The sequence below is a fragment of the Streptomyces sp. NPDC005866 genome, from assembly GCF_040629895.1.
GTDB lineage: Bacteria > Actinomycetota > Actinomycetes > Streptomycetales > Streptomycetaceae > Streptomyces.
The window spans coordinates 58,524-75,827 of sequence record NZ_JBEXWP010000025.1 but is presented as its reverse complement, the minus strand read 5'-3'; the positions used below and the strand labels follow the sequence as shown (position 1 = coordinate 75,827).

Genomic DNA, 17,304 nt, shown 5'->3' with positions numbered 1-17,304 from the left:
GCCGGCCCGGCTGCCGAGAACGAGAGGAGCCCGTATGAGGATCGCGATCCTGGACGACTACCAAGGCGTGGCCCTGAGCCTGGCCGACTGGGATTCCCTCCACGCCGAGGTGCACGTCTTCACCGATGCCTTCGAGAACGAGGAGGCGGTTGTTGCGGCGCTCACCGAATTCGAGGTAGTGGTCGCCATGCGGGAGCGAACTCCCTTTCCGTCCTCGACTCTGGGAAGGCTGCCGCGGCTGAAGTTGCTCGTGACCACCGGGCCGGTCAACGCGGCGATCGATCTGGACGCCGCTCGCCGTGCGGGTATCACCGTCTGCGGCACGGGGTATTTCTCGTACCCGACGGTCGAACTCACCTGGGCGCTCATCCTTTCCGCGGCACGGCGGATCCCGCAACAGGTGGACTCCGTACGCCGAGGTGGTTGGCAGGAGGGCCTGGGGACGAGCCTCAGGGGTGCCACTCTCGGGGTACTGGGCCTCGGCCGGCTCGGGACAGCGGTAGCGGAGATCGGGCGGGCTTTCGGCATGCGGACCATCGCCTGGAGTCAGAATCTGACGCCTGAGGACGCACAGGCCAAAGGAGCGGAATACGTTTCGCGGGACGAGTTGTTCGCCGGCTCGGATGTGCTGAGCATTCATGTCGTACTCAGCGGGCGCACCCGGGGCCTGGTCGGTGAGCGCGAACTGGGCCTGATGAAGTCGACGGCGATCCTGGTGAACACCTCGCGCGGGCCCGTGGTGGACGAGGCGGCACTGATCAGGGCATTGACCGAGAAGAGGATCGCGTCAGCTGCGCTGGACGTCTTCGATCGGGAACCGCTGCCCGCCGGTCACCCGCTGCGCACCCTGCCGAACACCGTGGTCACTCCCCACATCGGTTACGTCAGCCGGGATCTGTACGAGGTCTTCTACCGGGATGCGGTCGAGGACATCGCCGCGTGGAGCGCCGGAACGCCCCTACGAACACTCTTCTGACGTCTGATCCCCATGGAAAAGATCGGCGACTACACCCGTACCCTCGCGGTCCCCGGCCCCACGTCGGCGAGGAACTGAGGACCGCACGGCAAAACCGCTTATGCGGCCGGGGTGAGTTCGGCGCGGCCGAACAGCAGCGCGTAGCCCGAGGGGAGCCGGCGCAGGATGCGGGTGATCAGGTCGGGGCCTGCGCAGGCGGCGACTGCGGAGAAGACGGAGCCGGTGTCCCAGCGGGTGGTGGCGAGGGAGGCGCCCGTGCGGGCGGCGAGGTCCTTGACGAAGGCCCAGCCGGTCAGGGGCTGGGTGTCGGGGATCTGGGTGGTGAGGACGCGTGCGGCTTCGAAGGGGAGTCTGGCGGCCAGTTCGACGCGTTCGTCGCCGGTCAGCTGGCGTCCCAGTCCCGCGAGAACCATGAGGACGGCCTCCTCGGCTCTTTCGCGGGTGGGGTAGGCGCCTTCATAGCGAACCTTCTCCAGCATCTGCTCGTACGCCGTCCCTTGCGTGTGCTGCGGGGTGAGCCGGTCGGTGATCACTGTGGTTCTCGCCTTTCTGTCTGTCACCGGGGATGCGGTGCTGGTGTGCGGATACCCGGGGTGCGGGTGTTCAGCCAGGCTGGGGGCGACCGAAGAGTAGGTCGTAGCCCGCGGGGAGCTGGAGCAGGATCTGTCCCAGCAGGTCCTCGCCCGCGGCGTCGGCGGCCGTGGAGAGGACGGAGCTGACGTCCCAGGCCGCGGTCTGGTCGGTCGCGCCCTCGATCCAGGCCGCGGCCGCCCGCACGAACCGTTCCGGCGGCAGTGGCTCGGCGCTGTGCAGTGGGTTGAGCAGCACGAGGGCGAAGTCCTCCGGCAGGCGCGCCGCCAGTTGGGCGCGCACCTCGCCGACCAGGTGCGCGCCCAGCAGGGCGAGCACCACACGGGCCGCGCGCTCGGCTTCCCCCAGGCTCTCGTACTCGCCGCGTTCCTTCACCTGGTCGAGGAACGCTTCCCGTCTCAGGGTCACCATCGCCACCCCCATCCTTCGGACTGTCCGTGGGGTGCGGAGGACGGCAGAGGGGGAGATCAGTTACCCGTCCTCCGCACCTGTTCGGCCCGCGTGACCGGTCTCAGCCGGAGATCTCCTTGCGGTCTGATCCGCCGCCGATGGCGATCTTGCGGGGCTTGGCACGCTCGGCGATCGGGATGCGCAGGGTGAGCACGCCCTGGTCGCAGTCGGCCTTGATGTGCTCGGTGTCCAGCGTGTCGGCGAGCACGATCTGGCGTGAGAAGACGCCCAGCGGCCGCTCCGACAGTTCCATCTGTACCTCGTCGCCCTTGGGCACCGGCCGGCGCTCGGCCTTGACGGTCAGCATGTTCCGTTCGACGTCGATGTCGATCGCGTCCGGGCTGACGCCGGGGAGGTCGAAGGCCACCACGTACTCGTCGCCCTCGCGGTAGGCGTCCATGGGCATCGGGGACGGCCGCGTCCAGGTGCCCGGGCCCAGCAGCTGCTGAGTCAGCCGGTCGAGTTCACGGAAGGGGTCAGTGCGCATCAACATCGCGTAACACCTCCAGCAGGTTCGGGCAGTTGCTGCCAATGCGCCTCACTGGAACCGTTGTAACATGTCATCCGATGGATGACAAACATTGACGTCATCCAAATGATGACGACCCGAGGGAGGTGCCCATGACCCCGGCCGACCAGCCGGCCTCACCCAGCGCCGACGCGACAAGCCCGGCGTCGTTCCTCGCCGCCGCGGCGGCCCTGGAAGCCATCGAGGAAGCCCTGCATGCCGCCCGGCGCAAGGCCCCCGACATCCCCGAAGCCCACGACGTCGACCCCGAACAGGCCCTGGCCTCCCTGCTGCTGCTGCGACAGGTACGCGAGCAGCTCGCCGGATGGGAAAGCGGCCTGATCGAGACGGCCCGCCACGCGGGAGCCAGCTGGGCCGACCTCGCCCACCCCCTCGGCGTCACCAGCCGCCAGGCCGCCGAACGCCGCTACCTGCGCAACCGGCCCGGCCCCACCGGAACCACCGGCGAACAACGCGTCCAGGCCACCCGTGAACGCCGCGCCGCCCAACGCACCACCGCCACCTGGGCCCGCCACAACGCCGCCGACCTGCGCCGCATCGCCGGCCAGATCACCGCCCTCACCGACCTGCCCACCGACGCCCGTCTCCCCCTCAGCCAACTCCACGCGGCCCTCGCCCAGGACGACCCCGCCGACCTCGTCCACCCCCTCAACGCCACGCGTCCCCACTTGACCGCCACCCACCCTCACCTCGCAACCGAACTCGACACCCTGACGAACACCACCGAGACCCCAACCCCTCCCGACTGAGGCAACGGGCCGCCGGCCGCCCGTTTCTGCGCGGCCCCCGCCCGGTCACGCGGGTGATCACGCTCGGCACGCATGCCAGCCGCGGCAGCAGTTGGGGGCGGGTATTGGGACCCGGGATGTGACCATGACCGAGCGCGCACCCATGCACCGGAGACATCTGGTTCCACGGAATACGGCATGCCGCGGGCTGCGGCATGCCGGCGTTTCACGGGCGGATTCGGCGGTGGGGCCGCGGGCGGTTCAGGACGGCAGCGTCCAGCTCTGGTTGGCGGCTCCCGAGCACGACCAGATCTGCAGCCGGGTGCCGTTGGCCGAGCTGGGGCCGGTCGCGTCGAGGCACCTGCCCGACTGCGGGTTGACCAGGGAGCCGTTCGCGCCGGGCTGCCAGACCTGTGAGCCGGTGCCGTTGCAGTCGTAGAGCTGCACCTTGGCGCCGTCGGCGGTGGCGGCGCCGGTCACATCCATGCACTTGCCGAGCGCGGTGAGGGTCCCGGCGGTGGAGACCGTCCAGTTCTGGGCGCTGGTGCCGTTGCAGTCGTAGAGTTGTACAGCGGTGCCGTTGGCGGTGGCGGCGCCCGCGACGTCCACGCACTTGCCGCCGTATCCGTGGATCGGACCGCTGGTGTTCGCGGGCGGGGTGACCGGACCGGACTGGCCGGCCGCCCACTTGATCTCCTGCAGCAGGAGCTGGTTCTGCTGGGCGCTCGCGAACGTCGACGAGAGGGCGGTGTTGGTCGAGTAGTCCATCGCGTTGTGGCCGAAGTTGTTGTAGACCATCTTGTAGTGGCGGTTGGACCAGACGATCGGGTAATAGCCGCTGTACCAGGTCTGGTTGGGGTCGGTGCCGATCGGGAAGGTGGACGGGGCCATCGAGGCGAGGATGTCGATGTCCGGGTTCTGCCGCAGGTCGTTCTGCCAGCTGTACCACTCGCTCACCGACGATGTGATGGTGGCCGGCAGGTTCGCGGTCGCGGGGTGGCCGGGGTCGTCGATCTGGAGGGTTTCCGGGGTGGGTCCCCAGGTGTTGCTGCGGAAGGTACCGGTGCCCAGGAAGGTGTTGTGGTACCAGGGCCAGTCGCTGGCGTTGTCGTTGTACGCCGAGACGTGGAAGCCGATGAAGCCACCACCGCCCGCCATGTAGTTCTGGAAGGCGGCCTGCTGGGACGCGGTGTGGGGGTAGTTGTCGAGAAACATGACCACCTGGTAGTTGGCCAGCGTCGCGGAGTTGAGGCGGTTCCAGTCCGTGGTCGCGGTGTAGGTGAAGCCGTTCTGGGTGCCTGCCTGCGGGAACCAGGCGTTGGCCTCGTGGTCGAAGCTGATGTGGGCCGCGTCGTACGTGCCGTCGTAGAAGGCGATCACATTGACGGGCGTGGCGGCCCGGGCGCTGTGTGCCGGTCCGGCCTGGACGCCGAGCACCACGGCGACCAGGGCGAGGATTCTCAACAGCGTGCGGGGCCAGGTGATGTCCGGGCGGGGGGTGATCATGCCAGCACCTTCCTCATACGTGAACGTCGGAAGACATACATGGACGTGCCGCATTGAAGGCCTGGTCCGCGTACATGTCAATGGTGCAGACCAAACATCGGTTGTTGCCGCGTCAGTCGGAACCGGTGCTCACCCGTATGCCGAACCGCTTCCATTCCGGCTGGTCCTGGGTTTCCTCGTCCCGCCAGAACCGGTAGTTCTCCGCGTCGCGGTCGACGTGCGGTGCGCCCAGGCAGAAGTGGGTGCCGAGGCAGAAATCCAAGTTGCGGCCGACACCCCGTTCCGGGTAGGAAACTCAGTTCACTTGAGGCCGCTGAGCATCACACCACGGATGTAGTACTTCTGCAGCAGCAGGAAGAGGACCAGGACCGGCAGAGTGCTCAGGACGAGGCCGGCCATGAGGATCGGCGTCGTGCGGGTCGGGTCGACGTAGTCCTGCAGGAGCTGGATGCCGACGGGCAGGGTCATCACGTCCGGGTTGGCGGTCGAGACGAGCAGCGCCCAGATGTACTCGTTCCAGGCGTCGACGAAGGTCAGCAGTCCCAGGGTGACGAGGACCGGCTTGGTCTGCGGGACGACGATCCGCCACCACACGGTGAACTCGCCGGCCCCGTCGATGCGCGCGGCCTCCAGCACCTCGTCCGGGATCGAGACCATGAACTGGCGCATCAGGAAGATCCCGAAGCTGCTGACGAGGAACGGCACGGCGAGCGCCGCGATGCTGACGGTCAGGCCGGCGCCACCGCGCCCGAACAGGTCGTTGCCGCCCGCAAGCGGCCAGTGCACCAGGATCAGGAAGTGCGGGACGAGGAAGAGGAACGGCGGGAACATCATCGTCGACAGCACCAGGCGGAAGACGAAGTCCCGGCCGGGGAAGCGCAGTTTGGCGAGCGCGTAGCCGGCGAGTGACGACGTGACCAGCACCGAACCGCTGATCACGGCCGTGGCGACGACGCTGTTGCGGAAGAGCACCGGCAGATCCAGCTGGTGGACCGCCGCCCGGTAGTTGGACAGGTCGAACGCCTCGGGCAGGAACCGGTAGGGCAGTGTGCCGGCCTCGCCGGCCCCCTTGAAGGACGTCATCACCATGTCGAGGAACGGCACCACCGTGAGCACGGCGCCGGTGACGACCAGCAGATACGACAGCCACGGGAACCGTCGGCGGATCATACGTCCTCCCCCTTGCGTCGGAAGAGCCACAACTGCGCCAGAGTGACCGCGAGGACCACCGCGAACAGCACGAAGGCGGCCGCGCTGGCGGTGCCCCAGTCGCCGTACGAGAAGGCCTGCCGGTACATCTCAAGGGCGGCCACGTCGGTCGCGTCCCCCGGCCCGCCCTTGGTCATCACGATGATCAGCGCGAACGACTGCAGACCGGTGAGGAACTGGGTGACGCACACGAACAGCAGGGACGGCCGCAGCAGGGGCAGGGTGATCCTCCAGAAGACGGTGACGGGCCCGGCGCCGTCGAGCGCGGCGGCCTCGTAGTACGACTGGGGGACGGACTTCAGTCCGGCGGTCAGGACGAGGATCGCCGAGCCGACCGAGGCCCAGGCCTGGACGACCACGACCGCGGGCAGCGCGGTGTCCGGGTCCTGGAGGAACGCCACCGAGCCGAGCCCGAGGGCGTTGAGGACGCCGTTGACGAGCCCGCCGGGTTCGTACATGTACTTCCACACGTTGCCGACGGCGACGACGGTCGTGACGATCGGCAGGAAGTACAGGGTGCGCCACAGCCCCTGGAACCGCAGTTTGTCGATACAGGTGGCAACGAGCACGGAGCCGGCGAGCGCGAGGGCCACGGTGCCGAGGGCGAACAGCAGCGTGTTGGTGAGGACCGGCGTCAGGAACGTCGCACCGTCCGCGAAGAGGCCGGCGAAGTTGTCCGGTCCGACGGGGTCGATGTCGCCGAGGTCGAAGCCCGCCCAGCGGGACATGGACAGCAGCAGCGCGAAGCCGAGCGGCAGGGCGAGGAAGACGGCGTAGAACAGCAGTGTCGGGGCCAGGAAGAGGTAGGCGACGAGGGCCTGGCGACGCCGCTGCCGGTCGCGGCCGCGGCCGCGGACACCGACGGCGGGCTGGTGGCGCGCCGCCTGTTCGGCCGCCTCCGCTGTCAGGGTGGCGTTCACCATGAGCGCGACACCTCCTGGTCGACCTGGCGGCGGGTGGTGCGCAGGGCCTCGTCGACGGAGTGCTGACCGGTCCACAGCGCCTCGATGTTCTTGCGCAGCAGCGACTTGGCCTGCTGTGCGCCCGGCCCGTTCGGCTCCGGCACCGCATACGCCAGCGCGTCCAGGAACGGCCGCAGGTTCGGGTCGCCGCCCGCGCCGAGCAGGGTCCGCATGTCGTCGGCGCGGCCGGTCAGGGAGCCGACCGACACCTGCAGGGCGCTCATCCGGGTGGCACCGCTCACCTTCTCGGCGTTGAGCCAGCGCAGGAACTCCCAGGCCTCGCGCGGATGTTCACTGGCGGTGTTGACGCCGAGCATGAACCCGGTGGACAGCGTGGCACGTCGGCCGTCCGCCTCGGGCAGGGGCACGGGCGCCACGCCGACGTCGCGGTAGTCCCCGCCCATCAGGGACTTGAGGTTGGCGGTCCACCAGCCGGCGCTGATCACCATGGCCACCTGCCCGGACGCGAACGCCTTGTAGACGTTGACGCCGGGGGCGCTCGCGCCCTTGACGACGAGGCGGTGCTCCAGGTCGAGCACGGCCCGGCCGGCCGGCGAGTCGATGGCGGTGCTCCTGCCGTCCGCGGAGACGAACCGTCCGCCGGCGGCGTTGAGCAGCGCGAGGGTCTGGCCGACGGTCGTGGAGTCGTCGAAGGTCGACAGGCCGAACCCCTGGACCAGGGTGTTGCCGTAGCCGTCCCGCCGGGCGGTGCGGTAGGCCGTCTCCTCCAGCTCCCGCCAGGTGCGCGGAGGTTCGCCGACGCCGGCCTCGCGCAGCAGCCGCTTGTTGTAGTAGAGGGCGTACGTCTGCATCTCGGTGGGATAGCCGTAGACCCTGCCCGCGACCGATGAGGAACCGACCGCGGCGGCGCCGTAACCGCGCCTGATCTCCTCGGCGTGCTCGGCCGGGGCCGGCCGCAGGACGCCGGCCTGGACGAGCTGGCCGTTCCACAGGCAGTAGGGGTGGAGGATGTCGGCGCCCTGGCCGGCTGCCTGGCGAACCATGAAGGTGGTCAGCAGGTCGGTGAACTCGACTGCCTTGGTCACCACCTTGACCCGGTCGTGCGTGGCGTTCCACTCGTCGACCGGGCCCTGCAGCGCCTCCTTGAGCTCCCCGCTCGCGTAGTGCGAGAGCAAGGTGAGGACGACCGGATCCCCGGGCCGCCCGGTGCCCCGGTACGGCGCGGCACAGCCGGACGCGAGCAGCGCCGAGGGCAGCGCGAGCGCGAGGCGACGGCGGCTCGGCCGGCCCGCCGGGGGGGACGGGGTCATCGGTCGGCCGCCTGGCGGCGCATCACGCGGAACACCCGGGTCGTGGTGAATCCGGTCTTGCGGTAGAGGTGGCCGGCCGGCGACTGGGCGCCGGTCCACAGGAACCACGCGGAGTGGGCGCGCAGGGCCCGCATCCGTTCCAGGACCAGGTGGAGGAGGACTTCGCCGAGTCCGGTGCCGCGCATCTCCTCCAGCACCCCGATGGGGCCGAACCGCTCGTCCACCGAGTCGAACGCGCCGTGCATCGCCCAGCCGACCATGCGGCGCGCGGGGTCACGGGCGACGACGATCCGGTCGAGCGGTGTGCCCGCGGCCAGACACGCCCGGATCGTGCACGCCCAGTCCGGGCCGAAGTGTGTCCCGGCGAGCGCGAGGAGATCCACCAGGTCGTCGTCGGCCGGGGTGGCGAACCGGTAGCCCCGTCCCGTCAGTTCGTCCAGGCGGCGCGTCACGTCGTCCGGGAAGCGGTAGCCGACCAGGACCCGGTCCATCGCGGCCGCCTCGTACAGCGTGCGAAAGCCCAGGGACTCCAGGAGCCCGGCCGCCTCCGGATAGGCCTCGGCGTCCAGGCCCGGGAACACGTAGTTCGGGGTGTACGAGGCGAAGTCCACCCGGGTACGGCCGTGGCTGTGCAGCCAGTCGAGGGCGTCGGTCAGCAGCCGGTGGCCGAGGCCGCGCCCGCGGGCGGCCGGGGTGACGAAGAAGAACGGGATCCAGCCCTGTTCCGGCTCCAGGTCGCTACCGGCCATCGGTGTCTGTCGCCGCACCGCGTAGGCGGCGCCGACGACACGGTCGCCGTCGACGGCGACCCGCAGCCCTTCGGGGTCGAAGTTGGGGTCGAGCAGCACCAGAGTGCGGAAGCGGTCCGGGGTGATGGGGTCGGCCGGCGCGCTCCGGCGCCAGGCCTCCACCACCTGTGGGCCGTCGCCCGCGCGAAAGCCACGGATCCCGGCCGGGGGTGTCGTCGTGCGGTCGGTCATCGACGGGATCGTCCTTCCGGGCCGGGCGGCGGGTCCGCGGGGTAGAGCAGCACGTCGTCGCCGGCCCAGCGGCCGGGCGGGGCCGGCGGGTCGCACAGCGGCAGCGGGTCGTCGCCCGCGTCGACGGCACGCCGCAACCGGTCGGACCCCCACAGCAGGTCGACGAAGTGACGGTGGCCGGTCTCCTCGGCGCCGCCGTCGACGGTGTGCCAGGCGAAGTCGTCCGGGTACAGCCGGCGGACCACGGCGAGCATCGCGACAGCGGTGCGTACGGGTGCGAACGCCCGGCGGTCGGTGATGTGCAGCTGCACTCCCCGCAGCGGCCGTCCGGCGTGCTTGTGGAAGGCCGGTACGTACCGCAGGTCGCGGAAGTGCACCCCGGGCAGGGCGAGTTCGGCGAGCGCGGGCGTGAACCGAGCGTCGAGGTAGGGGGCGCCGACGATCTCGAAGGGTTGTGTGGTGCCGCGGCCCTCCGAGAGGTTCGTCCCCTCGAACAGGCAGGTGCCGGGGTAGACGGTGGCGGTGGCGGGCGTCGGGATGTTCGGCGAGGGGGCGATCCACGGCAGGCCGGTGGCCTGCGCGTCCATGGCGCGCTGCCAGCCGACGGCCTCGATCACCGTCAGGTCGACGGCTCGTCCCGCCGCTTGGAGCACGGCGGCGGCGTTGAAGTGCCGGGCCAGTTCGCCGCTGGTGAGGCCGTGCCGGACGGGGATCGGGGCGCGCCCGACGAAGCTGGCCCACGCCGGTTCGAGGAGCGGGCCCTCGCCCACGAGTCCGCCGAGGGGATTGGGCCGGTCGGCGACCACGAAGCGGACGCCGGTGCGGGCCGCCGAGACCATCAGGTCGAACATGGTCCAGACATAGGTGTAGAACCTGGCCCCGATGTCCTGCAGGTCGTACACCAGGGTGTCGACGCCACTGTCGATCAGCAGTTTGTCGAGGCGCTCGCCTTCGCACCGGTAGGTGTCGTACACCGGCAGGCCGGTGTCGGGGTCCGCCCGGACGGCCTCGGTCTCGCCGGCCTGGCCGGTCCCGTGCAGCCCGTGTTCGGGACCGAACAGGGCGGCCAGCGGCGCGCCGGCCGCGAGCAGCGCGGGCGCCGCCGGGCGCAGATCGGGGAGGACTCCGGCGTGGTTGGTCACCAGTCCGAACCGGCCGGCCCCGGCGAGTGAGGGCGAGTCGTGCAGTCGCGCGATGCCGGTCGTCACCGCCACGCCGTCGTCCGTGCTCATCCCTTGCCCCGTCCGCCGGTGACACCTCTCAAGCAATGGTCGGGAATTTACTCTTATGTCACTCATTTCCGGCAATGAATCGCCGACGGTTCGCGCGTCCCCTCCGCCACACGCGCACGGGTGACCGGCATCGACCAACCACCTTGACGGTGCCCGCACTTGCCCTCGGGCGCATCGCAGCCCGCCGACGGGCATCCCCCGGACGTGGGACGTTTCCGTGTCGCCGGGGCGTCCGGACGCGGTAACGGTGTGTGATGGCGCCGGACCTCGGTCTCTCCGTCGATTCCGTCGTCACCGTCGTCACCGTTCTCACCGCTCACGGAGGACATCACCATGCGTCTCAGCCGTCCGCTCACCGCCGCTCTCGGTGGCCTCGCTCTCGCCGTCATCACCATCGGTCCGGCCGCCGCCGCCGACGGGTCCTTCGTCTGGCTGGGACCCAAGGGCAAGGCGTACGCCATCCAGAGCCCGCCGGACCGCAAGTGCCTCGACATGGCGCAGGAGGCGCGCGGTGCGCAGAACGCCACGAAGAAGGCGCTCGTCGTCTACAGCAAGAAGAAGTGCAAGGGCACCGCGCACCGGATCGCCCCCGGGCACTCGGCGCCCAGCAGCATCCGCTTCGCCAGCGTGGTCTTCAACCCCCGCTAGGGCCGGCGGTCCCGCGACGAGGGGTGCCCGGCCCGGCGCGGGGGTGGCGCGGACGGCGTGGGCGAGGCGTACGGCGGCCGGTCCGAAGGGCTCGTCGGGGCCGCGGACGGCGAGCCAGCGAGCGGGCGGGCGGAACGCGTGATCAAACAGGGCTACCCGTTCGAGTGAGGCCACTGCGCCGAACACCGGTACCGGTGACCGGGTGTCGGACTGCCCCGGCCCGGCCCGGCCCGGCACGACGCACCGCCCCCTCGCCGACCCTCCGCTCCCCCGCGACCTGTACGCGGTGACCCGGTCCGGCACCGTCCTCGCTGCCTTGGCGAACGTCTTCCGGACGCTGCTGGTCGACGTGGCCGCCGCCTTCGGGCAGCTGGACCTCACAGGGGTGCGCGGGCGACCGTCATGACATAGGCCCCGAACAGCAGCGAGACCACCGCGAGGGCGCCGACGACGAGGAAGGCCTGAGCCGGACGCGCGCGCCGGCTCCGCACCAGGGCGCGGGCCAGCGGGATCAGGAGGGGGAAGGCGGGAAGCAGGAATCGGGGCTTGGAGGAGAACGAGCCTGAGCCGCCCACGACCACCAGGACCAGCATGCCCGCGAAGACCACCAGCGCCAGCGGGGCACGGTCCAGGCAGAGCAGACCGAACAGCAGGATCGCCGACACGACGATCACCAGGTCCACCGCGTAGACGAAGCCTCCGCCGTGCAACAGCAGCCCTTTGAGGAAGCGCAGGGAGCCGAGTCCGAAGTCGAACCGTGAGTTCCAGGCGCGCTGCACACCGAAGTAGCCGTTCAGGAGATCACCGGTCCGGTGCCCCACCCACAGCACATAGCCGAGCCAGCCGAGGGGCGCCAGCAGGCACCCGGCCCACAGCCCGAGGGGGACGCGGCCCCGGAGCCGTACCGCCTCGTACGCGCCCGCGGCCACGACGGCCACCGCGACCGCGAAGCCGCTCGGACGGGACAGACCGGCGAGCGCGGCGAGGGCACCGGCCCCCAGCCAGCGGCCCTTGAGCACGCAGTACAGGGACCATGCCGCGAGGGCGGAGAAGAGGGACTCGGTGTAGGCGATGGTGAGTACGACCGACTGGGGCAGGACGGCCCACAGGGCGACGAGCGCGACGGCGACGGCGCGGCCGTACAGGTGATCGCCGATCCGGTAGATGCCCCACGCGGCCAGGACGGCCGCCGCCCCGGAGACGAGCAGCGCGGCCTGGCCGGGGGTGAGCGGCAGGGCCGTCCTCAGGGCGCGGATGAGCCAGGGATACAAGGGGAAGAACGCCCAGTCGGTCTGCACGGCTCCCCGGCGCGTGATCTCGATGAGGTCCCCGTAGCCGTACGTGGCGATGTGCAGGTACCAGCGGGCGTCCCAGACGTGCGCCAGGTTCCGGACCAGGGGGCGTCCCGTGAAGTGGTTGGCGAGGACCACGGCGCCCGCTCCGGCGAGCCGGACGGCCATGAACAGGACGAGGGCGGTCACCAGGCCGGACGGGGTCCGGCGGACGGTCGCGGGACGGACGGGCCCGAACGGCGCGGCGGACTCGGGCCGCGGGACGGAAGACGTGCTCACACTCCGACCTTCGGTAGCGGCTGGTGACGGCGCAACTCGACACGGCAGTTTCTTACGGTCTTCCCGGCCGGCTCAGACCTTCGCGACCCGAATCACTTACGGACCCACTTGATCGATCATTCACCGGCCGGTTTAGCATATGAGCGCCACCAAGCTCGATCGAGAGATTCAGGTCTGTGACTGTCAACGAGGACTCGTTCACCAACTGGAAGAACCGCGAGGAGATCGCGGAGTCGATGATCCCGATCATCGGGAAGCTGCACCGGGAGCGGGACGTGACCGTCCTTCTCCACAGCCGCTCCTTGGTGAACAAGTCGGTGGTCAGCATCCTCAAGACCCACCGGTTCGCCCGACAGATCGCCGGCGCCGAACTCTCGGTCACCGAGACGATGCCCTTCCTGCGCGCGCTCACCACGCTCGACCTCGGCCCCTCCCAGATCGACATCGGCATGCTCGCCGCGACCTACAAGGCCGACGACCGGGGCCTGAGCGTCGAGGCGTTCACCGCGGAGGCGGTCGCCGGGGCCACCGGTGCCAACAAGATCGAGCAGCGCGAGCCGCGGGACGTCGTCCTCTACGGCTTCGGCCGTATCGGCCGCCTGGTCGCCCGGCTGCTCATCGAGAAGTCCGGCTCCGGCAACGGTCTGCGCCTGCGGGCCATCGTGGTGCGCGGCGGCGGCCAGGGCGCCGGGGACCTCGTGAAGCGCGCCTCGCTGCTGCGCCGCGACTCCATCCACGGCCAGTTCCAGGGCACGATCACCGTCGACGAGGAGAACAGCACGATCCTCGCCAACGGCAACGAGATCAAGGTGATCTACGCCGACGACCCGACCGACGTGGACTACACGGCGTACGGCATCCGGGACGCCATCCTCATCGACAACACGGGCAAGTGGCGGGACCGCGAGGGCCTCTCCAAGCACCTGCGGCCCGGTATCGAAAAGGTCGTCCTGACCGCGCCGGGCAAGGGCGACGTCCCGAACATCGTGCACGGCGTCAACCACGACACGATCAAGCCGGACGAGCAGATCCTGTCCTGCGCGTCCTGCACCACCAACGCGATCGTGCCGCCGCTGAAGGCCATGGCCGACGAGTACGGGGTGCTGCGCGGGCACGTGGAGACCGTCCACTCGTTCACCAACGACCAGAACCTGCTGGACAACTACCACAAGTCGGAGCGCCGCGGCCGGTCCGCGCCGCTCAACATGGTCATCACCGAGACGGGCGCCGCGTCCGCCGTCGCGAAGGCGCTGCCCGACCTCAAGGCCCGGATCACCGGCAGCTCGATCCGGGTCCCGGTGCCGGACGTGTCGATCGCGATCCTCAACCTCCAGCTGGCCCGTGAGGCGTCCCGCGAGGAGGTCCTCGACCATCTCCGCGAGGTGTCGCTGACCTCGCCGCTGAAGCGCCAGATCGACTTCATCACCGCCCCGGACGCGGTTTCCAGCGACTTCATCGGCTCACGCCACGCGTCGATCGTCGACGCCGGCGCGCTGAAGGTCGAGGGCGACAACGCGATCCTCTACCTCTGGTACGACAACGAGTTCGGCTACTCCTGCCAGGTCGTCCGGGTCGTCCAGCACGTCTCCGGCGTCGAGTACCCGACCTTCCCGGCGACGGCGGTCTGACGCTCCTCAGCCTCAGCGGCCCGGCTGCCCTGCGCCCGCAGGCCGGCCGGGCCGTTTCCGCTGTGCCGGGCGTACCACCACTCTTGACGCGCCCCACGCCCCGATGGCAGCTTTTATCGATACAAACGACGCCGCGAACAATGTTCGTGATATCGAACAGCCGCCTTCCGGACAGGAGTATCCGCATGCCCAGCGCCACCGCGATCATCAACCTCGACATCGCAGGCCCGACCATCAGCCGCCACCTCTACGGCCACTTCGCCGAGCACCTCGGCCACTGCGTCTACGGCGGCTTTTGGGTCGGCGAGGACTCTCCGATCCCCAACGAGGGCGGCATCCGCCTCGACGTCGTGGAAGCCCTGCGCGCCCTGGACATCCCCAACCTGCGCTGGCCCGGCGGCTGTTTCGCGGACGAGTACCACTGGCGGGACGGCATCGGCCCGCGCGAGCAGCGGCCCCGGATGGTCAACACGCACTGGGGCAACGTGGAGGAGAACAACCACTTCGGCACCCATGAGTTCATGGCCCTGTGCGAACTCCTCGGCGCCGAGCCCTACATCAGCGGCAACGTCGGCTCGGGCACCGTCCGCGAGATGAGCGAGTGGGTCGAGTACCTCACCCGGGACGGCGACAGCCCGATGGTGCGGCTGCGCAAGGAGAACGGCCGCCAGGAGCCCTGGCGGGTGAAGTTCTGGGGCATCGGCAACGAGACCTGGGGCTGCGGCGGCAACATGCGCGCCGAGTACTCCGCCGACCTGGCCCGCCAGTACGCCACCTACTGCCGCGACCACGGCGACAACACGCTCTACCGCATCGCCTCGGGCGCCTCCGACGCCGACTACAAGTGGACCGAGACCCTGATGCAGCAGATCAGCTGCTTCGGCTGCGAGGCCACCCCGAAGAACTTCTTCCAGGGCCTGTCCGTGCACTACTACACGCTCGCCGGCCCCTGGGAGGCCAAGGGCAGCGCCACCGAGTTCGGCACCGACGACTACTACCGCACGATGCTGTCGGCCCGCCGGATCGACCGCATCCTCACCGGCCACTCCACGGTCATGGACGTCTACGACCCGGGCCGCACGGTCGGCCTGGTCCTCGACGAGTGGGGCACCTGGTGGGACGTGGAGCCCGGAACCAACCCCGGCTTCCTCTTCCAGCAGAACACCCTGCGCGACGCGCTGGTGGCAAGCACCCACTTCGACATCTTCCACAAGCATGCCGCCCGCCTGCACATGGCCAACATCGCCCAGACCGTCAACGTGCTCCAGGCCATGCTGCTCACCGACGGCGACGCCCTGGTCCTGACCCCGACCTACCACGTCTTCGAGATGAACAAGGGCCACCAGGGCGCGACCTCACTTCCGGTGCACCTACGCGGCGAGGGCACCCGGCGCCGGGTCGGGGACACGGAACTCGACACCCTCTCCGCCTCCGCCAGCGTCAAGGACGGCAAGGTCCTGATCTCGCTGAGCAACCTCGACGCCGAGGAACCCGCCGAGGTGACCCTCGACCTGCGCGGCGGCACCCTCGGCGAGCCGACCGCCCGCGTCCTCACGGCCGGCAAGCTCCAGGCCCACAACTCACCCGAGGCCTCAACAGCCGTTGTCCCGCAGGTGTTCGAGGAACTCACAGCGGTCACCCACGGCCTGAGGCTCTCCCTGCCGCCGCACTCTTTCGTCACCGTCCAGGCCCCCCTGCGCTGACCCTCAGGAGAGCGCACATGACCCGATCCGCACGCCCCCTGCCCGCCCGCCGCCTGCGGCCGCCGATGGGCTGGAACAGCTGGGACTGCTACGGCACCACCGTCACCGAGGAAGAGGTCCTCGCCAACGCGGAGTTCATGCGCGAGCGTCTGCTGCCGCACGGCTGGGACACCGTGGTCGTGGACATCCAGTGGTACGAGCCCACCGCGCGGGCCCACGGCTACAACCCGGACGCACCGCTCGTCCTCGACGACCACGGCCGCCAGCTCCCCGCGCCGAACAGGTTCCCCTCCGCCGCGGCCGGGGCCGGATTCGGGCCGCTGGCCGGGCAAGTGCACGGCATGGGCCTGAGGTTCGGGCTGCACATCATGCGAGGCATCCCCCGGCGGGCGGTCGAGGCGAAACTCCCGGTTCTCGGGACGGAGTTCACGGCCGCCGACGTGGCCGACACCGCCTCCGTGTGCCCCTGGAACTCCGACAACTACGGCCTGAACCACGACCACCCCGGCGCCCAGGCCTACTACGACACCCAGGTAGCCCAGTTCGCCGAGTGGGGCGTCGACTTCGTCAAGGCCGACGACATGCTCTTCCCCTACCACCAGCGGGAGATCGCCGCCTATGCGCGGGCCGTCGAGCGCAGCGGGCGGCCGATCGAGCTGAGCCTCTCCCCCGGCACGGACATGTCCCTCGCACGCCTCGACCACCTAGGGAAGCACGCCACCATGTGGCGGGTCTGCGACGACCTGTGGGACCGCTGGGAGGACGTCGAGGCACAGTTCGCGCGCATGGCCCGCTGGGCCCCCTGGCAGGGCCAACGAGGTTGGGCGGACGCCGACATGCTGCCGCTGGGCCACATCGGCATCCGCGCGGAGCGCGGCGCGGACCGCCAGTGCGCCCTCACCCATCCCGAGCAGATCAGCCTGCTCACTCTCTGGCTGATCTCCCGCTCACCGCTGATGATGGGCGGAGACCTGCCCACCAGTTCGCCCGAGACCATCGAACTGCTGACCAACGACGCGGCGCTCGACGTCCTCCGGCACAGCACCGCCAACCGGGAGGTGCTGCGGGAGCGGGACCTGGTGCTGTGGACCGCCCGGGACACCGACGGGCGCACCCGGTACGCGGCGGTGTTCTCCCTGGCCGACGAGGAGCGCCGCTTCGCCGTACCCCTGGGGTCGATCGGGGCCGAACCCCGCGACGCCGCCCGCGAGCTCTGGACCCGCACCGACACCGTTCACGACGGCCGGCAGCTGATCGTCGAGCTGCCCGCCCACGGTGCCGCCCTCTATCGTCTTGCCGAGGACAGCGGGCGGGAGTGAG

At 70.1% G+C, this 17,304-nt stretch carries 18 protein-coding genes; 7 read left to right on the top strand and 11 right to left on the bottom strand.

What is annotated here, in order from left to right; genetic code table 11:
• Positions 1–34 precede the first annotated feature (34 nt).
• On the top strand, positions 35–976 hold the full coding sequence (locus ABZ396_RS30915; RefSeq protein WP_358923284.1) for a D-2-hydroxyacid dehydrogenase family protein: 942 nt from the start codon (positions 35–37) through the stop codon (positions 974–976).
• Positions 977–1,074: 98 nt separating this feature from the next.
• Here the strand turns inward: ABZ396_RS30915 and ABZ396_RS30910 are convergent, their stop codons facing one another.
• From ABZ396_RS30910 to ABZ396_RS30900, 3 genes are all read right to left on the bottom strand, one after another.
• Positions 1,075–1,509: a DUF2267 domain-containing protein gene (locus ABZ396_RS30910; protein WP_358923303.1), complete on the bottom strand. Its 435-nt coding sequence runs from the start codon at positions 1,507–1,509 to the stop codon at positions 1,075–1,077.
• Between the two features lie 70 nt (positions 1,510–1,579).
• The gene (locus ABZ396_RS30905; RefSeq protein ID WP_358923301.1) at positions 1,580–1,975 is read right to left on the bottom strand and encodes a DUF2267 domain-containing protein; all 396 of its coding nucleotides are present in this window, start codon (positions 1,973–1,975) and stop codon (positions 1,580–1,582) included.
• A 103-nt stretch (positions 1,976–2,078) separates the two neighbouring features.
• Positions 2,079–2,510: an Hsp20/alpha crystallin family protein gene (locus ABZ396_RS30900; RefSeq protein ID WP_358923282.1), complete on the bottom strand. Its 432-nt coding sequence runs from the start codon at positions 2,508–2,510 to the stop codon at positions 2,079–2,081.
• Positions 2,511–2,638: 128 nt separating this feature from the next.
• On the opposite strand from ABZ396_RS30900, the gene ABZ396_RS30895 reads away from it, so the two are divergent.
• Positions 2,639–3,295: a type III effector protein gene (locus tag ABZ396_RS30895; protein ID WP_358923280.1), complete on the top strand. Its 657-nt coding sequence runs from the start codon at positions 2,639–2,641 to the stop codon at positions 3,293–3,295.
• Positions 3,296–3,535: 240 nt separating this feature from the next.
• On the opposite strand, the gene ABZ396_RS30890 is transcribed toward ABZ396_RS30895, so the two are convergent.
• The 7 genes from ABZ396_RS30890 to ABZ396_RS30860 form a co-directional block, all read right to left on the bottom strand.
• Positions 3,536–4,780, bottom strand: a complete 1,245-nt coding sequence (locus ABZ396_RS30890; protein WP_358923278.1) for a ThuA domain-containing protein — start codon at positions 4,778–4,780, stop codon at positions 3,536–3,538.
• Between the two features lie 112 nt (positions 4,781–4,892).
• Entirely contained in the window at positions 4,893–5,042 is a 150-nt protein-coding gene (locus ABZ396_RS30885; protein ID WP_358923305.1) for a hypothetical protein, read from the bottom strand.
• Between the two features lie 38 nt (positions 5,043–5,080).
• The gene (locus tag ABZ396_RS30880; protein WP_358923276.1) at positions 5,081–5,950 is read right to left on the bottom strand and encodes a carbohydrate ABC transporter permease; all 870 of its coding nucleotides are present in this window, start codon (positions 5,948–5,950) and stop codon (positions 5,081–5,083) included.
• The gene (locus ABZ396_RS30875; RefSeq protein ID WP_358923275.1) at positions 5,947–6,912 is read right to left on the bottom strand and encodes a sugar ABC transporter permease; all 966 of its coding nucleotides are present in this window, start codon (positions 6,910–6,912) and stop codon (positions 5,947–5,949) included. Before ABZ396_RS30875 ends, ABZ396_RS30880 begins: the two co-directional genes overlap by 4 nt.
• Positions 6,906–8,222 carry an ABC transporter substrate-binding protein gene (locus tag ABZ396_RS30870; RefSeq protein WP_358923274.1) on the bottom strand — a complete coding sequence of 439 codons (1,317 nt, stop codon included), beginning with the start codon at positions 8,220–8,222 and terminating at the stop codon, positions 6,906–6,908. The genes ABZ396_RS30875 and ABZ396_RS30870 overlap by 7 nt, the downstream gene beginning before the upstream one ends.
• On the bottom strand, positions 8,219–9,202 hold the full coding sequence (locus tag ABZ396_RS30865; protein WP_358923273.1) for a GNAT family N-acetyltransferase: 984 nt from the start codon (positions 9,200–9,202) through the stop codon (positions 8,219–8,221). The genes ABZ396_RS30870 and ABZ396_RS30865 overlap by 4 nt, the downstream gene beginning before the upstream one ends.
• Positions 9,199–10,434, bottom strand: coding sequence for a DUF1343 domain-containing protein (locus tag ABZ396_RS30860; RefSeq protein WP_358923272.1), 1,236 nt, complete (start codon positions 10,432–10,434; stop codon positions 9,199–9,201). Before ABZ396_RS30860 ends, ABZ396_RS30865 begins: the two co-directional genes overlap by 4 nt.
• Positions 10,435–10,767: 333 nt before the next feature.
• On the opposite strand from ABZ396_RS30860, the gene ABZ396_RS30855 reads away from it, so the two are divergent.
• The gene (locus ABZ396_RS30855) at positions 10,768–11,082 is read left to right on the top strand and encodes a hypothetical protein (RefSeq protein WP_358923271.1); all 315 of its coding nucleotides are present in this window, start codon (positions 10,768–10,770) and stop codon (positions 11,080–11,082) included.
• A gap of 202 nt (positions 11,083–11,284) precedes the next feature.
• A complete protein-coding gene (locus tag ABZ396_RS30850) occupies positions 11,285–11,488 on the top strand; it encodes a hypothetical protein (RefSeq protein ID WP_358923269.1) in 204 nt (67 codons plus the stop codon).
• Here ABZ396_RS30850 and ABZ396_RS30845 read toward each other — a convergent pair.
• Positions 11,460–12,653: a glycosyltransferase family 39 protein gene (locus tag ABZ396_RS30845; RefSeq protein ID WP_358923268.1), complete on the bottom strand. Its 1,194-nt coding sequence runs from the start codon at positions 12,651–12,653 to the stop codon at positions 11,460–11,462. The two genes, ABZ396_RS30850 and ABZ396_RS30845, sit on opposite strands and share 29 nt — an antisense overlap.
• A gap of 176 nt (positions 12,654–12,829) precedes the next feature.
• Here ABZ396_RS30845 and ABZ396_RS30840 point away from each other — a divergent pair, with 176 nt between their 5' ends.
• From ABZ396_RS30840 to ABZ396_RS30830, 3 genes are all read left to right on the top strand, one after another.
• Positions 12,830–14,281, top strand: coding sequence for a glyceraldehyde-3-phosphate dehydrogenase (locus tag ABZ396_RS30840; RefSeq protein WP_358923266.1), 1,452 nt, complete (start codon positions 12,830–12,832; stop codon positions 14,279–14,281).
• Between the two features lie 185 nt (positions 14,282–14,466).
• Positions 14,467–15,984, top strand: a complete 1,518-nt coding sequence (locus ABZ396_RS30835; RefSeq protein WP_358923264.1) for an alpha-L-arabinofuranosidase C-terminal domain-containing protein — start codon at positions 14,467–14,469, stop codon at positions 15,982–15,984.
• 17 nt (positions 15,985–16,001) lie between these two features.
• Entirely contained in the window at positions 16,002–17,303 is a 1,302-nt protein-coding gene (locus ABZ396_RS30830) for an alpha-galactosidase (RefSeq protein ID WP_358923262.1), read from the top strand.
• The last annotated feature ends 1 nt before the right edge of the window (position 17,304 follow it).

What these genes read in the sequence shown, in the direction of transcription:
- ABZ396_RS30890 (WP_358923278.1), bottom strand. Translation starts at nt 4,780, where the DNA reads ATGATCACCCCCCGCCCGGACATCACCTGGCCCCGCACGCTGTTGAGA.
- ABZ396_RS30870 (WP_358923274.1), bottom strand. Translation starts at nt 8,222, where the DNA reads ATGACCCCGTCCCCCCCGGCGGGCCGGCCGAGCCGCCGTCGCCTCGCG.
- ABZ396_RS30900 (WP_358923282.1), bottom strand. Translation starts at nt 2,510, where the DNA reads ATGTTGATGCGCACTGACCCCTTCCGTGAACTCGACCGGCTGACTCAG.
- ABZ396_RS30915 (WP_358923284.1), top strand. Translation starts at nt 35, where the DNA reads ATGAGGATCGCGATCCTGGACGACTACCAAGGCGTGGCCCTGAGCCTG.
- ABZ396_RS30880 (WP_358923276.1), bottom strand. Translation starts at nt 5,950, where the DNA reads ATGATCCGCCGACGGTTCCCGTGGCTGTCGTATCTGCTGGTCGTCACC.
- ABZ396_RS30835 (WP_358923264.1), top strand. Translation starts at nt 14,467, where the DNA reads ATGCCCAGCGCCACCGCGATCATCAACCTCGACATCGCAGGCCCGACC.
- ABZ396_RS30865 (WP_358923273.1), bottom strand. Translation starts at nt 9,202, where the DNA reads ATGACCGACCGCACGACGACACCCCCGGCCGGGATCCGTGGCTTTCGC.
- ABZ396_RS30895 (WP_358923280.1), top strand. Translation starts at nt 2,639, where the DNA reads ATGACCCCGGCCGACCAGCCGGCCTCACCCAGCGCCGACGCGACAAGC.
- ABZ396_RS30875 (WP_358923275.1), bottom strand. Translation starts at nt 6,912, where the DNA reads ATGGTGAACGCCACCCTGACAGCGGAGGCGGCCGAACAGGCGGCGCGC.
- ABZ396_RS30860 (WP_358923272.1), bottom strand. Translation starts at nt 10,434, where the DNA reads ATGAGCACGGACGACGGCGTGGCGGTGACGACCGGCATCGCGCGACTG.
- ABZ396_RS30855 (WP_358923271.1), top strand. Translation starts at nt 10,768, where the DNA reads ATGCGTCTCAGCCGTCCGCTCACCGCCGCTCTCGGTGGCCTCGCTCTC.
- ABZ396_RS30830 (WP_358923262.1), top strand. Translation starts at nt 16,002, where the DNA reads ATGACCCGATCCGCACGCCCCCTGCCCGCCCGCCGCCTGCGGCCGCCG.